This is a genomic window from Vibrio sp. 14N.309.X.WAT.E.F5 (assembly GCF_030397615.1).
GTDB classification, from domain to species: Bacteria; Pseudomonadota; Gammaproteobacteria; order Enterobacterales; family Vibrionaceae; genus Vibrio; species Vibrio lentus.
Genome location: NZ_JAPNXR010000001.1, coordinates 476,006 through 489,494, shown reverse-complemented (window position 1 = coordinate 489,494; position 13,489 = coordinate 476,006). Strand labels below are relative to the sequence as shown.

Below are 13,489 nucleotides of genomic sequence, written 5' to 3'. Positions count from 1 at the left end.
TTTAACGACCACTCATTCTTAACGACCATTAGTTTTAACGAATAGCCATATTGGCAGCCATAGCTAATAGTAATACTGCGAAGATTTTTTTGATCGTTGGAACGGGTAAGTAATTGGTCGCTTTTGCCCCTAAAGGTGCTGTGAACCACGAAGTACAAACAATACCTAATAGCGCAGGTAGATAGACAAACCCAGCAAAACCATCCTTTAAAGCAAAGTGAGCCGTACCTGAACTGATGTAACCTATCGAACCAAACAACGCGATGACAATACCGCAGGCAGACGCACAGCCTATGGCCTTTTTCATATCGAGTGAGAAGAACGTCAGTAAAGGCACTAATAACGCACCACCACCGATACCAATCATGGCTGACAACCCGCCAGTGATCGTCGTAAAAAAGGTTAACAATGCTTTATTGGGTAGCTTACGCTCTTTAGAAGCCTCGCTTTTACTGCTTAGGAACATCTTAATTGCGATGAGCACAACACTGACGGTAAAGACCAAGCGCACCACTTGTTCTGGCAATAGTGCCGCCATAAAACCACTAACCAGTGCGCCAAGCGCAACACCTGTCATTATCCATGGCGCAAGATTCCATGGCACGTTACCATTTTTATGATGGGCAATTGCAGACGATGTTGATGTGAATAATATCGATGCTAATGACGTCGCAATTGCAACGATCACGACCTGATCTGTTGGTAAAGATCCGAAGTGCAGTAAAATACTACTGAGTACCGGGACAATAATAAGCCCCCCACCGATCCCTAATAACCCAGCCAAAAAACCTACACCACTGCCAAGTATTGCACAGTATAAAATCAACAACAGCCATTCACTCATTCCGCTTATTTCCTTATATATTTAGGGGCTACTTTACGACATAAATTCAGTTACGCTCGCATTCAGCCAGTTAATATAACTGACGGTCGCTTTATTTTTCAAACGAATACATCATGAATAATCCTCATGTTGAATGTGAAAGAAAACCATTATTAACCATCCACTGAAGCACGTATAAATAATCCCATAGCAAAAACATTATTGAATTTAATTCTTAAATCAGCTCACGGCCTCAAACCAAAACCTGTGCAAATCGCTGACTAAGAAATCAAAATATTGGGATACCAACACTATGAATAAAGACTTTAACTTTACAATTAAAAGCATTTGTCTCGATGAAAATTATCGTCCTTCAGACAGTACTCGTATCACAACCAATTTTGCTAACTTAGCGAGAGGCGATAGCCGCCAAGAGAATCTACGTAACGCATTAAAGATGATTGATAACAGTTTCAACGCTTTAGCACATTGGGATAACCCAAACGGTGATCGCTACTCTGTTGAGCTTGAAATCATTTCGGTTGATATGGATATTGAAGGCAGTGACCAAGCCTTTCCTTCAATCGAAATTTTGAAAACGAATATCGTTGACCAGACCACCAACAAACGTATTGAAGGCATTGTTGGAAACAACTTTTCCTCTTACGTTCGCGATTATGATTTTAGTGTATTACTACTGGATCATAATAAAGGCCAGCCGAAATTTAGTATCCCAGAGAATTTTGGTGACCTACACGGAAAACTCTTTAAATACTTTGTTAACTCGGATGTTTATAAGCAGAACTTTAATAAACAGCCAGTGATATGCCTGAGTGTTTCAGACAATAAAACCTATCATAGAACTGAAAATCAACACCCAGTTTTAGGCGTTGAATATCAGCCAAACGAGTCTTCTCTCACTGAGCAATATTTCAAGAAGATGGGATTACAAGTTCGCTACTTTATGCCGCCAAATAGCGCAGCACCGTTAGCTTTCTATTTCTTTGGCGACTTACTTAATGATTACACCAATTTTGAATTGATCAGCACCATCAGCACAATGGGAACTTTTCAGAAGATTTACCGCCCAGAGATTTATAATGCGAACGCAGTTGCTGGTAAATGCTACCAGCCAAATCTTAAGAGCTTAGATCATTCGTTGACTCAAATTGTTTATGACCGAGAAGAGCGCAGTCAGTTAGCTATTGAACAGGGTAAATTCGCTGAAGAACACTTCATTAAACCGCACCAAGCGACGCTTGAGAATTGGTCTGCGAACTACGCATTGTAATTAACCCAGAATATAGCGGCACTTATTATGAAAACACTATTACCGACTTCAACAGCAGGCAGCTTACCTAAGCCCTCTTGGTTAGCTCAACCTGAAACACTTTGGTCACCTTGGAAATTGGAAGGTGAAGAACTGATTGCTGGTAAACACGATGCGTTGCGTATCTCGTTGCAAGAACAGCAACAAGCCGGAATCAATATTGTTAGTGACGGCGAACAAACACGCCAACACTTCGTCACAACGTTCATTGAGCACCTTAACGGCGTTGATTTTGAGAAGCGTAAGACCGTTAAGATTCGTAATCGCTATGACGCAAGCGTCCCTACGGTTGTAGGCCCTGTTTCTCGCCAAAAGCCTGTTTTTGTCGAAGATGCTAAGTTCTTACGTCAACAAACTGATCAGCCGATTAAATGGGCATTGCCTGGTCCTATGACCATGATCGACACGCTTTACGATGATCACTATGAGAGTCGCGAACAATTGGCTTGGGAGTTTGCCAAAATTCTCAACCAAGAAGCGAAAGACTTAGAGGCGGCTGGCGTTGATATTATCCAATTTGATGAGCCTTCGTTTAACGTGTTTTTTGATGAAGTGAATGATTGGGGAATCGCGTGTTTAGAAAGAGCCATTGAAGGCCTTAAATGCGAAACTGCCGTTCATATTTGCTATGGCTACGGCATCAAGGCCAATACAGATTGGAAAAAGACATTAGGAACTGAGTGGAGACAATACGAAGAAGTATTTCCGAAACTGCAAAAATCTAATATCGATATTATCTCGTTAGAATGTCACAACTCTCGTGTGCCTATTGAGCTATTGGAACTAGTTCGCGGCAAAAAAGTCATGGTTGGCGCTATTGACGTAGCAACCAACGATATCGAAACACCAGAAGAAGTTGCAGATACTCTTCGAAAAGCTCTAGAGTTTGTAGATGCCGAAAACCTGTACCCATGCACTAACTGCGGAATGGCTCCCCTGCCACGCTCTATCGCAACGGCCAAGCTGAACGCATTACATGCAGGAGCAGAGATCATCCGAAAAGAAATCGCCGATAAATAGAACACTCATCGGAAGCTTTATCGAGATTTGAAGCATCAACTTGTTTGACTAAAAGCGCACCGCAGAAATCGGTGTGCTTTTTTGTGCTTAACTGTTGATACCGTTAGTTAATCATAAGCATTGAATCGCTAACTATTTCACTCAAGCTCACAGCTTGTTAAAGCTGTATGTATAGCCTCAGCATGTCTTTATGTTGAATGCCGTTTTCAAAGATGGGCTCTGGATAATTGAGAAGAAAGTAATCTTTAGCCACTGAATCGACTCGAAAGCCAAGGCGTTGATAGTAAGTTAGTTGATAACCAAAAGTACCGGTACCAAGTTCGACTCTTTCTATCCCTTTGGTCGGTAAAACGGACAAAACAAACCTAAGTAATTCAGACCCAATGCCACGCCCCTGATTGTCGGGATAAACCGAGACATTATAGATTTCAGCTACAGTATGCTTTTGAGGTTTAACAACACACACGCCCAAGGTTTTTCCATTCTCTGATGCGCTAAAGCACCACGAACTTGGCAGATACGATGAAATGCTCTCTTTTGACGGGTCAGCTTCGAGAAGTAGATCCATCGGGATCTCGTGACTTCCAACTTCATTTAATTCCATATTTCTCACCAAGAACGAACAGCAAACCGAATTCTATCAAAAGTGATACTCACTACGTTAATTCATATGAGAAAGCATGCCCTATGGACAACTGGTTACGAACTAGAGTGAAGCTTAGTTCAATTGAGGCATGTTACTGACAGCCTAACCTCGCGTAGCAAGCCACGCATAGGCTGTTGGTGATGAAACTATTGATGCTTACTTGGCTACTGTAGCCTCTGACAGCTTACTCAACACACCTGAGATCTTTTTAATGACTTCATCACAACCTTGGATCTGATGACGCTCCATTAGGTACGTAGGATTATTATAAGTGAGCCAAACTTTCTTATTATCGTCTTCACTCACCATGACCTTCTGCGGTAAATCGATAGCAACATCTTGAGCGCACTGCATTAAAGGCGTTCCAACTTTTGGGTTACCAAAAATGATAACTTCGGTTGGTCGTAGTTCTAGGTTCACACTGGCCGCATTTTTTTGATGGTCAACTCTTGCAAACAAAGTAAGCCCTTTGCTTTTCGCTATATCTTCGAAACGATCAGCAGTTTCTTTTACCGAGTAATTACTTTCATACTTAACTAGACCATCAGACGCCGCGACAGAAAAGGAAGCGGAAAGTGCGATAATGCCTAGTGATATTATTCTTTTCATTCTATACCTCTACGAGTTAACTCATTCAAAACACAGTTGCCTAACGCCGAATTACAGGGCGAAACATCACTCTTATAACGCCTTTTTAGGTACTTAGTCTACGCAGACCTTTGTAATATGCGTCATCAGAAAGCCTAACCTTTCAACTGGTTGGTACTTATGATTGTAGTGTGCGACACATTATCTATATTTCTTCATTGAATTTTGGACAATGAGTTTTGTCCGAGTGTATGAAAAGTGTAATACCCAATAAACAAGAATAAACAGCCCGATATCAATGAGAAAGAGCGTTAAATCGAACGGATCAGAAAAGATATTGTAGCTATACCCTAGCTGACTCATAACATGCCGGCTAAATAAGATAGTGATCAAAATAATGACCAAGTTCATGAACATCCTTATCGGTCTAAGACCTGCTTATTTATAAAAAAATCTTGAGACCAACACCCTGTTAATAAGGCGTCGCGCATGAGTTTTCAGTGTTCCTATATGGCAATATTCTGAACCCCAATTGGGTGAGCGAAGCCTCCGACCCTAACCTTGATAATCTCACTATCGCCAACATCGTCTAATTCAACGGCTGCCGTAATTTGGGAAACACAACCCATTGCCCTACCTTGCTCGAAAGTAAAACTGTGTCCATGAATGCCATTTAAGTGCTTAGCTAAATAGCAAGCCAACGCACCACTGGCGCTCCCTGTTGCTGATTCCTCAGGGATCCCAAATAAAGGCGCGAAATTTCTGCAACTTGCAGTTAATTCGGTGTGTTTCTCACACAGTTCAAAAGCATGCAGGCCAATGACATCATGTACCTTACAGAATTCACTCAGAGAATTTTCATCGACTTGAATTTTGTCGAGATAGCCATTGGGGACGGGAACAATAATATCTGGCAACCCAGTTGAAATAACCTCGATTGGCAATTGGGTATATCCTAATATTTGTGGGGGGATTCCAATCAATTCAGATATCGTTTCATAGCTAAACACATCTCGATATTCAGGTAATGCTTGCTCCATTGCTATCTGTCCATTCGACTCAACAGTGACAGCCAATATGCCAGCTTTAGTCCTTTGAACGTATTGCCCTGGAGTGATAAGTCCTTCACGGTACATTGTTGAAAACGCGGCTAATGTTGCGTGTCCGCAGAAATCGACCTCACTCGTTGTGATGAAAAAAGACAATTCAAAGTCGACTTCATCATCTTGAGAAACAAACGCTGTTTCAGAAAAGCCAACCGCTTGTGCTATCGCTAACTTGTCTTCGTTAGACAGAAGATCTGCCTGCAAAACTACACCCGCAGGATTCCCTCCCTTACCGTTCTTAGTAAAGGAATTCACCAAAAAAGCTTCAACGTTCTTCAACTTCAGTACCTCCATGCAACATCATAGTAAACGCGGATAAATGCTCACTCCCACTCCAGACGATCTTGTCACATTTTGATGTTACTCGGTGTGCTTTTTCTGTAATAACTTTCACTCAACTAACGTGTAAATCTACAGACCTGATTAACACGAACTCATGGAAAGTGAGCGACGAGTTTGATTCACTATAGATGCTAACTCTTAGAAGAAAACCTGACTTTCTGAGGTGTTTTTCGGTCTTTTGTGCAGATAACCACAGTGTTGGCCAATTTATCATGCCATCCCTGTTTACGCTTATCCCAAGCAACCCAAAATATCCCAAGCCCAAATGGGATAGTCGCTAGGATATATCCAAGGTATCTCACTATATATTGTTGAAGAGAGGGCTTATCGCCAGTGGTGGCGTCTACAATTTTTGCGGATATCGCCATTTTGCCAGGTGTTGCTTGTCGATAAATCCAAAAAACCAAAATAGCGACGACTGGAAAGATCCAACCAAACACAAGATCAGTGAAGCCTTTTACTAATGCCTCGTTATCAAAATATACCCAGCCGTAAACCGAAATCAATATAGGGTATGTGATGACACCGATTATGACCGTATCAATTAAACTCGCACCAACTCGAGGCCAAAAGCCAGAATATTCGTACAAATCACCTATTGTCGAGGGGACATCATCTTTCATGCTATTTACTTATATAATTAACGTAAATACATGATACTTAATGCAATCGACTTCTCAATTGATACTCAACAAGACACTTAATGTTTGTGATTGCCGTACCAATTTATAAATCACGACAATAGAAAATCGTTCAAAATGGCATCAATCAAGAAAACATATCACACGGTAAAACACCGAGTGTTATGAATCTAGTTATAAGCTTGGGAAAAGAAGTAAATACGGAGAGAGTTAGACCACAACCTTGCTGTAGCTATTTCGATCCATATCGACGACCTCAATCGTAATCGAGACATCAACCAGAGACAAAGACTCTAATTGCGTCATCACAGTGTTTGACAAGGTCGCCTTATTCTCATCACTGCGGCCAGACAATATACGTAGTGTGACGTGGATGAAATCAGCTTTCGTCGTACCGGTTTGGTAGTTCTGATAGGCGATGCTTCTCACCTTGATATCTCGGCCGTCAGCCTCAAACAAACCCGAATTTAGCGCACCTAGAAAGACTTTGTTGTTTAACTCATCCGACTTAATAGACGAAGAGTGTTCAATAATACAATGAGGCAAAACTTACTCCTTAAAAATTAGACGTTACTGTTACTTGAGCTATTAAACGAGTACATACGAACTTCGTCACGAGGAAACCAACCCAATTTCTCATAGAATTGCTGAGCGTTGATATTATCGTTGTATACGAATAAGTGCGTCTTGGGAATACCTAACGTAGCAAGAGAGTTAACCGCTTCGGATACAAGTTTACAACCTAGCCTCTGTCCTCTGCATTCAGTAGAGACAGCCAAATGTTGTAAATAACCTCGCCGACCATCAGTACCCACTAAGACAGCACCAACAACTTCTTTGTCGGACTCAGCGACAAAGCTCAAACCAGGGTTACGCTCTAGGTAACTCGCAATGCTTTCTTTTGAATCCGCATCACGAATGCTCATGCCTTCAGTTTTACACCATAACGCGATGACTGAATCATAATCTGCAGTTACCATTTCTCGAACCTTGACCACATTGCTCTCCTTGCTTCTGTAAGTTTCAATTGAATAAGTCGAAAGTCAGTTAGTTCTCGATTATTGACTTAGTAAGAAATGACAGAGATGAATCTACAGGATAATTATCCAACACCATTAGGCATTGATAGCCATCATTGTTGAGGAGGACAAGGTTTACCATTCAACTGAAAACCTTCGACTAGCTCTTTGATTCCAGACTCTAAATACTTGGTCATTTTTATATTCTATGCTGAAAAATCAGCGGAATAATACACCCACACAAACACATGTATATCCATACAGTTACAATCTGTGAGCTAAGACTTACTTGTAGAGGCTAAACTTCTTTGTAAATTCGCGTAGAGTTTCCGTGTCACCAAACAAGCATACACCTAAGTATTCTAAGTCTGCTTCTTTGGTTTGCTTAGTTCTTTGTTGTTGTTCGACAGAGCCACCTTCGATCATCGTACTCGTGAAATCGGTAAATTTGATACCACGGCTAATGGTCTCTTCACGCACTTTTCGAAGCTTATTTGAATTGTCGGCTTTGAGAACAATGAAAGGATAGTGAGACAAGTTAGGGTGAACGCCATCCTCCATATCTTGATAATCAACGTAACAGGTTTCACCCTCTTTCAATTGATCAGATAAGCCAACACTCAAATGACCTAATACATTCAGCGTTCTTCCTAAATCCATCTTTTTACTTAAGACAGCAATGAATCGTTTCTGAGTTTCATCTGGCAAAGTGCTCACAGCATCCCCTTGTTTTTTCTCAATCACATTAGTTGTATAACGTAATCCTGAGAGGTGAACAATGCAAGTGCCCTAGCTCATCGCAGGTTTAACCTTCCTATTGAGAAATACACTTCAATCTAATGTGCTTTGTCATTACCCCCGCTAAGAGTCACTTTTAACCCAAACCACATTTTCATCTGAAGCAGGAACCTCAAACCAAGACCAGAACAACTCCAACATTTCTGGCGTCATTTCATACGACTTTCCATTCAACTCTGAATTACGATGAAATGCGCTCTCCTTACAGGTTTCAAAAGGAACATCCAAATAATGCACTTCACTTTTAACACCTGCATTTGATGCCCATTCAGTAAAAGCATTTCGATCGGCTTTGCGCCAAAAACCGAAGTCAAAAATAGCAGGCACATCAAGAGAGAAAAGTTGTGTTGCCGAGTCTTTGAATAACCCCTGTAGAGTCGCTAAACGGTGGTCAAAGGTTTCACGATCCATATGCTCGCCATAGAGAGGAATCATCCATTCATCTATGGAGAAACGAAAGGCGTTATGCTCTTCTGCAAGTCGTTTAGAGTACGTAGTTTTACCCGAACCAATAAAGCCACAAACGAAATAGATTTTAGTCATAGTTCCTCGTTAACAAACAACGTCATTAAGATGTAAATCTGACAATACCAAAGGAACCTACAACGCACTGTTATACAGCGCTATTCTTGCGCTTCTAATTCAGTAAAATTGGTTTTAAACGTGAATGCATAAGGTGTGTCACCCACTTCTCTGAGGTGATCTAGTCGCTCGATAGCTTCATCAAGGCTTGGGATGTGATCATCTTCAACCCACCAAAGAACATAAGTGTCCTCAGCTAAACGATGAAACCATTCGTTTTTTCTTCGCATGAAGTCGCGATGATGAGTTCTAAACATGAAATTCTTTAACGAATCTACTGAATCCCACACAGACATATTGACGATCATATTCGGATCATCAAACGCTTTGATATTGGTCGCATCACCAGATTCATCTTTGAGACGCCAGACAAATCCCTCACTGCTTTCGGCTATGCCATTAACCAGATCCAAATTATCAACAAAATCTTTAATTTCCGGTGCATCTAAAGCGTACTTCGCCAGAGCAATATTTAACTGAGCTAATTTCACAATGCTTCTTCCTTGAATGATTATGGTAAAAATGGAGAAGACTTCGATGAGCAATAACCAACGTCAATCGCTAACCAAAGTCTCAAGCTGAATCTTTACACCGTAACATGAAAGCTATCCTGAAGTTATTTCATTACTTTCGTTACATGTACTTTTCAATATATTCACGAACAAACTCGGTGGGTTTAAACAATGGGCTAATTGGAAGTTTGAGATTCAGCTTTTCGATGTCTAGAGATGCAGAACCATTTACATCCTCAAACTCCGCCCAGGTACATTCATTAATCTTTAGTACGACTTTTGAATCCAGTAGAATCTGTGCCAACGCCGCAGGGCTGTAACCCTTAGTTTCTGCAATAAAATGCTGCGTTTCTAAGGATCGATCTCGCGCCAACGTTAAATAGAATCTGGCAACGTCATAGACATGGATGTATTGGTTGTAACCTAAAGACGGTACAGGGACTTGAACGGTTCGGTTGAAGTAGGAGTCGATAATTCGTTTAAGCTGACAGTTATCACCGCCGTATACCAAGCTAGGACAATAAACGATATTCCACTCCATTCGGATGACGTAATTTATTGTTTCTACGTCTAACTTAACGGCTTCTAGAGGTTTAAAGTTAAATTCTTTTAGATCGTCATGGGATGCATGACCAAAGAGCCAAACACCGGATGTATGTATCTTGGTCGCATTTTTAGCTGCAAATCTATCGAGTTGTGTCAGTAACTCGTGCTCTATGTCTGCGATTTCATCAGGCGAAAATTCAGACCAGTGCGGACGCGCGCAATTTATAATGACATCGAAGTAACCTTCGAAATCGGAGCGTACCTCTTTGAAGTTTCCTGATTGGGGTATAACGCTTTTATTCCTGTCGTAGGTAAAAACTTCAAGGCCATTTTCTACAAACAACTTTGTTACGTGGCGACCAATGTATCCATTGGCTCCTGATATCAATACTCTCATTCTTTTCCTGAACTTATTCTTATTGCGATGCTCGATTAATATTGAGTCAATGTGTAAAAGCACCAAGTGTCATGACTCTATTTGTAACGATTGCTAGTGTCTGAAGCTCGAAGCTAAAAGTACTTAGGTATGGCCCCTTTAAACTCTGAGTCACTCGCGATATACATACAATCAGAACCCTCAATGCTGACAAACCCAAGTCGATGATAAAACTGCTGGCCGATATCGCTATGCAAGTATAAAGCTTTACAATGCTTACTCGCGAATAACTCCCTTTTTACTAAGTGGATTAACTTAGAAGCATAACCTTTGTGCCTTAGTTGGAGATGCGTCGCGATAGAGCCAAGACCGAAACACCCCTTTTGAAGACCAAACGTACCGCTGTAAACAATGAGAGCAGAGACAACTTGTTCCTTTTCGACAAGCACATACCATGTTCCCTTTGAATATTTACCGTTGCTACGACAACAAGACAAATACTCATCTGAAGAAAGGCCATCACCCCACACATCGAATCCCATTAGATAAACGATATCGAGCTCATCAGGTTCAGCTGCTCTTAAGTACATGATAATTAATTTCCTAATTTGGCCAATACATAGAATGTGTCTCAAGCAATATGTACTTGTCTTACAAAGAAGTACGTATGGGATATTCCGTTTTAGAGCTCTGTACGTTAACCCGCTCTAGCACCATTGGGCATTTCGTTTTCTGGGCAAGCTAAACATGGTTGCAGTTTATCTTCGTAGCCAATGTCGAAAAGCATCCCTTGAGACAACTCACCTGCCATTTTTCTTTCTGGCAGGTTCACAACAAACAGCGCCTGTTTGCCTTCAATCTCTTTCGGGTTTTCACGTTCTTGTTTAATGCCAGCCAAGATTGAACGCGTGTGGTCGCCAAAATCTACGGTTAGCTTCATTAACTTGTCAGATTTAGCGACTTCGCTCACTTCCGTGATTTGGCCAACTCGGATATCAAGCTTTGCAAAATCGTCGAATGTAATTTCGTCTTTGATTGGTGCTGGTTTCATAGGTATATCCTAAATTTATGATGAGCGTTTAACGCTCTATGATGAAAGTTACGCTGCTATCACTTCTGCCGAACAAGTAATCTTTATTTTAGGTTGCAGCATCAAGCAAACATGGCAATGTTTTGAAACAGCTTCTTGAGCCGCAGTAAGAATATCTGACTCAGAAATCCCACGGCTTTGTACTGAAAAATGGAGATTGGCAGATTTATACAAGCGAGGTTCTTCGTCCGTTAAGGTGTGTGTGACGTTATTTTCTAGCCCTGAGATTTCGAAACCTTTCTCTTGAAGGATCAAAACCACATCCGTTGCACTGCATGCGCCGAGTGCAGACAAAAGTACCTCGGTTGGACACGGTGCTTGGTTGCTGGTGGCGTCGATATCAAAATTGAAACCACCCTCTGTGGTCACTTTAAATTGACACTCACCACCCCATTTAACATTGAGACTCATAGTGACTTACCTTTGAACATGTGAGTTTTTTGATGTCTTCTGTTCTATTGCGGGAATTATTAACCTCAGCAGACTGAATTGTCTCTGAAATAGATGCTGGCAGCAAGGCAGAACTCTACAACCGCTTTTGAGAATAGCGGTCAGCGACACTAACCTATGGGTTTGCACGTACCCAACCATGTACTTTCATAGTCATAATCAGTTATGACATCCGCTGAATCCGCATAAAATGTATATGTACAAGTATCACTGAATAATTTATAGATCACTTCTTTTTCACCACCATCACTCACAAGAAACTCATTCGGCTCTCCCCAATGCTCTATGAGTGCGTCAACATCCCTTCCTGGCCAATCCTTCCCTAAATAAGCGCCAGTAATAAATAGAGAACATCCACTAAGAAGTAGAGTGATTAAAACAGCTATCATTTTTTTCATTAGAAACCAAGCCTTGCATACAACGACCTTATGATTGTACCCACAAAACAAATTGGTTAAACCACCTAACACTAAAATTACCAAGTATTAAGCTTCATCCGAAATGCCTCGTTATCGATTTCGGTTTGTAGCCAACGCTTTTCTAATCACACCGAATAACCGAGTATACGGTGAGATTGCCCAACCTAAACCATGACACCAAAAACACGAAACCCAACGTTGGCCTATTGAGCTAAACGTTGGGTTTCTAATTCATATTTCTTGTTAAAGACTTTAGCTATGATCTCTAAGCTAACCTATGCTCTCCAAGCTAACCTAAGAGCTCTAACATGAACTTGTTTGGGTGTGGCCAAACTTCATGTTCAGGTCGATCAAACTGCAGGAATTCAATAAGGTCTCGGCCTTCGAGAATAAACGCCACTTTAACTCCCGGTGCCGGGCTTGTTGGCGCTAAAACGATGTTTCTGCCATTGATGGCATCTTCCAAGTTTTCTACAACATACCCGATATGTGGCTGCGTCTTAATGACTTCTGGCAATGAACTGCCTTCATCGAAGTTCATCCACTCCATGGCATAAGGCGTTTCAAAGTATCCTGTTGCATGCATTTTCAAGTCAGCATTATGGCTATCTTCAGGTAAATAGTTTGTGGTTGGAATGCCTACGTGGTGAAACGTCATTTTTTGGTATTTTGGGATAGCTTTCATGTTTGTATTATTGGTATCACTAAAAAAACCAAAGGTTACTAGCAAGCCGTTGAAAACTCTATAGGACTCATCTCAATGAATATTATTGATGCTACCCAAGTACAAAATGCTAAGCATTATGCTTCTCGACCACTCGCTATATTCTGACTTTATCACTCTAAACTTTTCAAACCTGAGGTATCGACACCTTTCAGCGCTTCTTTTGCCACATCGTCAGAGTTCGTCGCTTCCGATTTAGGGGAATAACTACCTGCGACACCTTTACCAAATGACGTTGCTTCGTCTTGTAATCTTTTCCCCTCATACTCGCCGGCGATCCAACCTTGCTTATAATCAGTATCGGACTCGAACCGCTTTTGGTCTTTTATGAAGGTTTCAAAGTTATTACCCGCTTCTTGCATGCCACTATGTCTGCCATCATGAAAACCTTGCACATAAGCCATGTTATGCCCGCTCTCAATTAAAGCACTGTCACTTGTTCCACAGCCCGTAGAAATAATCGTAAACAATAGTAGT

Annotated in this window: 19 protein-coding genes; 2 read left to right on the top strand and 17 right to left on the bottom strand. The window is 41.2% G+C overall.

The window, feature by feature from the left end:
* Positions 1 to 34: 34 nt before the first annotated feature.
* A complete protein-coding gene (locus OW495_RS02255) occupies positions 35 to 844 on the bottom strand; it encodes a sulfite exporter TauE/SafE family protein (protein ID WP_289884722.1) in 810 nt (269 codons plus the stop codon).
* Between the two features lie 292 nt (positions 845 to 1,136).
* On the opposite strand from OW495_RS02255, the gene OW495_RS02250 reads away from it, so the two are divergent.
* Together OW495_RS02250 and OW495_RS02245 are read left to right on the top strand one after the other, a co-directional pair.
* Positions 1,137 to 2,114, top strand: coding sequence for a DUF1852 domain-containing protein (locus tag OW495_RS02250; RefSeq protein WP_102543710.1), 978 nt, complete (start codon positions 1,137 to 1,139; stop codon positions 2,112 to 2,114).
* A gap of 27 nt (positions 2,115 to 2,141) precedes the next feature.
* A complete protein-coding gene (locus tag OW495_RS02245) occupies positions 2,142 to 3,173 on the top strand; it encodes a methionine synthase (protein WP_102307218.1) in 1,032 nt (343 codons plus the stop codon).
* 157 nt (positions 3,174 to 3,330) lie between these two features.
* On the opposite strand, the gene OW495_RS02240 is transcribed toward OW495_RS02245, so the two are convergent.
* From OW495_RS02240 to OW495_RS02165, 16 genes are all read right to left on the bottom strand, one after another.
* Positions 3,331 to 3,777, bottom strand: a complete 447-nt coding sequence (locus tag OW495_RS02240) for a GNAT family N-acetyltransferase (protein ID WP_065112537.1) — start codon at positions 3,775 to 3,777, stop codon at positions 3,331 to 3,333.
* 198 nt (positions 3,778 to 3,975) lie between these two features.
* Positions 3,976 to 4,428 (bottom strand): DUF302 domain-containing protein, encoded by a 453-nt coding sequence (locus tag OW495_RS02235; RefSeq protein WP_017112017.1) that lies wholly within the window; start codon positions 4,426 to 4,428, stop codon positions 3,976 to 3,978.
* 485 nt (positions 4,429 to 4,913) lie between these two features.
* Positions 4,914 to 5,792 carry a PhzF family phenazine biosynthesis protein gene (locus OW495_RS02230; protein ID WP_289884715.1) on the bottom strand — a complete coding sequence of 293 codons (879 nt, stop codon included), beginning with the start codon at positions 5,790 to 5,792 and terminating at the stop codon, positions 4,914 to 4,916.
* Positions 5,793 to 5,986: 194 nt separating this feature from the next.
* On the bottom strand, positions 5,987 to 6,478 hold the full coding sequence (locus OW495_RS02225) for an RDD family protein (RefSeq protein ID WP_289884713.1): 492 nt from the start codon (positions 6,476 to 6,478) through the stop codon (positions 5,987 to 5,989).
* Between the two features lie 228 nt (positions 6,479 to 6,706).
* Positions 6,707 to 7,042 (bottom strand): 5-carboxymethyl-2-hydroxymuconate Delta-isomerase, encoded by a 336-nt coding sequence (locus OW495_RS02220; RefSeq protein ID WP_289884712.1) that lies wholly within the window; start codon positions 7,040 to 7,042, stop codon positions 6,707 to 6,709.
* Between the two features lie 17 nt (positions 7,043 to 7,059).
* On the bottom strand, positions 7,060 to 7,494 hold the full coding sequence (locus OW495_RS02215; RefSeq protein WP_289884710.1) for a GNAT family N-acetyltransferase: 435 nt from the start codon (positions 7,492 to 7,494) through the stop codon (positions 7,060 to 7,062).
* A 306-nt stretch (positions 7,495 to 7,800) separates the two neighbouring features.
* The gene (locus OW495_RS02210) at positions 7,801 to 8,232 is read right to left on the bottom strand and encodes a DUF2000 domain-containing protein (protein ID WP_289884708.1); all 432 of its coding nucleotides are present in this window, start codon (positions 8,230 to 8,232) and stop codon (positions 7,801 to 7,803) included.
* A 144-nt stretch (positions 8,233 to 8,376) separates the two neighbouring features.
* Positions 8,377 to 8,856, bottom strand: a complete 480-nt coding sequence (locus OW495_RS02205; protein ID WP_289884707.1) for an ATP-binding protein — start codon at positions 8,854 to 8,856, stop codon at positions 8,377 to 8,379.
* Between the two features lie 80 nt (positions 8,857 to 8,936).
* Positions 8,937 to 9,386: a DUF3291 domain-containing protein gene (locus OW495_RS02200; protein ID WP_102362247.1), complete on the bottom strand. Its 450-nt coding sequence runs from the start codon at positions 9,384 to 9,386 to the stop codon at positions 8,937 to 8,939.
* Positions 9,387 to 9,528: 142 nt separating this feature from the next.
* Entirely contained in the window at positions 9,529 to 10,350 is an 822-nt protein-coding gene (locus OW495_RS02195; protein WP_289884706.1) for an NAD(P)-dependent oxidoreductase, read from the bottom strand.
* Between the two features lie 113 nt (positions 10,351 to 10,463).
* The gene (locus OW495_RS02190) at positions 10,464 to 10,919 is read right to left on the bottom strand and encodes a GNAT family N-acetyltransferase (protein WP_289884705.1); all 456 of its coding nucleotides are present in this window, start codon (positions 10,917 to 10,919) and stop codon (positions 10,464 to 10,466) included.
* 107 nt (positions 10,920 to 11,026) lie between these two features.
* Positions 11,027 to 11,380: a tRNA-binding protein gene (locus OW495_RS02185; RefSeq protein WP_102280740.1), complete on the bottom strand. Its 354-nt coding sequence runs from the start codon at positions 11,378 to 11,380 to the stop codon at positions 11,027 to 11,029.
* A gap of 48 nt (positions 11,381 to 11,428) precedes the next feature.
* Positions 11,429 to 11,830, bottom strand: coding sequence for an OsmC family protein (locus OW495_RS02180; protein WP_065112527.1), 402 nt, complete (start codon positions 11,828 to 11,830; stop codon positions 11,429 to 11,431).
* A gap of 149 nt (positions 11,831 to 11,979) precedes the next feature.
* On the bottom strand, positions 11,980 to 12,267 hold the full coding sequence (locus tag OW495_RS02175; protein WP_289884704.1) for a hypothetical protein: 288 nt from the start codon (positions 12,265 to 12,267) through the stop codon (positions 11,980 to 11,982).
* A 310-nt stretch (positions 12,268 to 12,577) separates the two neighbouring features.
* On the bottom strand, positions 12,578 to 12,973 hold the full coding sequence (locus tag OW495_RS02170) for a hypothetical protein (protein ID WP_289884701.1): 396 nt from the start codon (positions 12,971 to 12,973) through the stop codon (positions 12,578 to 12,580).
* A 152-nt stretch (positions 12,974 to 13,125) separates the two neighbouring features.
* Positions 13,126 to 13,416 (bottom strand): hypothetical protein, encoded by a 291-nt coding sequence (locus OW495_RS02165; RefSeq protein WP_354669430.1) that lies wholly within the window; start codon positions 13,414 to 13,416, stop codon positions 13,126 to 13,128.
* Positions 13,417 to 13,489: the final 73 nt, after the last annotated feature.

Excerpts from the sequence above, each read along its gene's own strand:
- OW495_RS02175 (WP_289884704.1), bottom strand. The coding sequence starts at position 12,267 with ATGAAAAAAATGATAGCTGTTTTAATCACTCTACTTCTTAGTGGATGT.
- OW495_RS02185 (WP_102280740.1), bottom strand. The coding sequence starts at position 11,380 with ATGAAACCAGCACCAATCAAAGACGAAATTACATTCGACGATTTTGCA.
- OW495_RS02245 (WP_102307218.1), top strand. The coding sequence starts at position 2,142 with ATGAAAACACTATTACCGACTTCAACAGCAGGCAGCTTACCTAAGCCC.
- OW495_RS02205 (WP_289884707.1), bottom strand. The coding sequence starts at position 8,856 with ATGACTAAAATCTATTTCGTTTGTGGCTTTATTGGTTCGGGTAAAACT.
- OW495_RS02235 (WP_017112017.1), bottom strand. The coding sequence starts at position 4,428 with ATGAAAAGAATAATATCACTAGGCATTATCGCACTTTCCGCTTCCTTT.
- OW495_RS02165 (WP_354669430.1), bottom strand. The coding sequence starts at position 13,416 with ATGGCTTATGTGCAAGGTTTTCATGATGGCAGACATAGTGGCATGCAA.
- OW495_RS02170 (WP_289884701.1), bottom strand. The coding sequence starts at position 12,973 with ATGAAAGCTATCCCAAAATACCAAAAAATGACGTTTCACCACGTAGGC.
- OW495_RS02240 (WP_065112537.1), bottom strand. The coding sequence starts at position 3,777 with ATGGAATTAAATGAAGTTGGAAGTCACGAGATCCCGATGGATCTACTT.
- OW495_RS02180 (WP_065112527.1), bottom strand. The coding sequence starts at position 11,830 with ATGAGTCTCAATGTTAAATGGGGTGGTGAGTGTCAATTTAAAGTGACC.
- OW495_RS02250 (WP_102543710.1), top strand. The coding sequence starts at position 1,137 with ATGAATAAAGACTTTAACTTTACAATTAAAAGCATTTGTCTCGATGAA.
- OW495_RS02225 (WP_289884713.1), bottom strand. The coding sequence starts at position 6,478 with ATGAAAGATGATGTCCCCTCGACAATAGGTGATTTGTACGAATATTCT.
- OW495_RS02190 (WP_289884705.1), bottom strand. The coding sequence starts at position 10,919 with ATGTACTTAAGAGCAGCTGAACCTGATGAGCTCGATATCGTTTATCTA.
- OW495_RS02255 (WP_289884722.1), bottom strand. The coding sequence starts at position 844 with ATGAGTGAATGGCTGTTGTTGATTTTATACTGTGCAATACTTGGCAGT.
- OW495_RS02195 (WP_289884706.1), bottom strand. The coding sequence starts at position 10,350 with ATGAGAGTATTGATATCAGGAGCCAATGGATACATTGGTCGCCACGTA.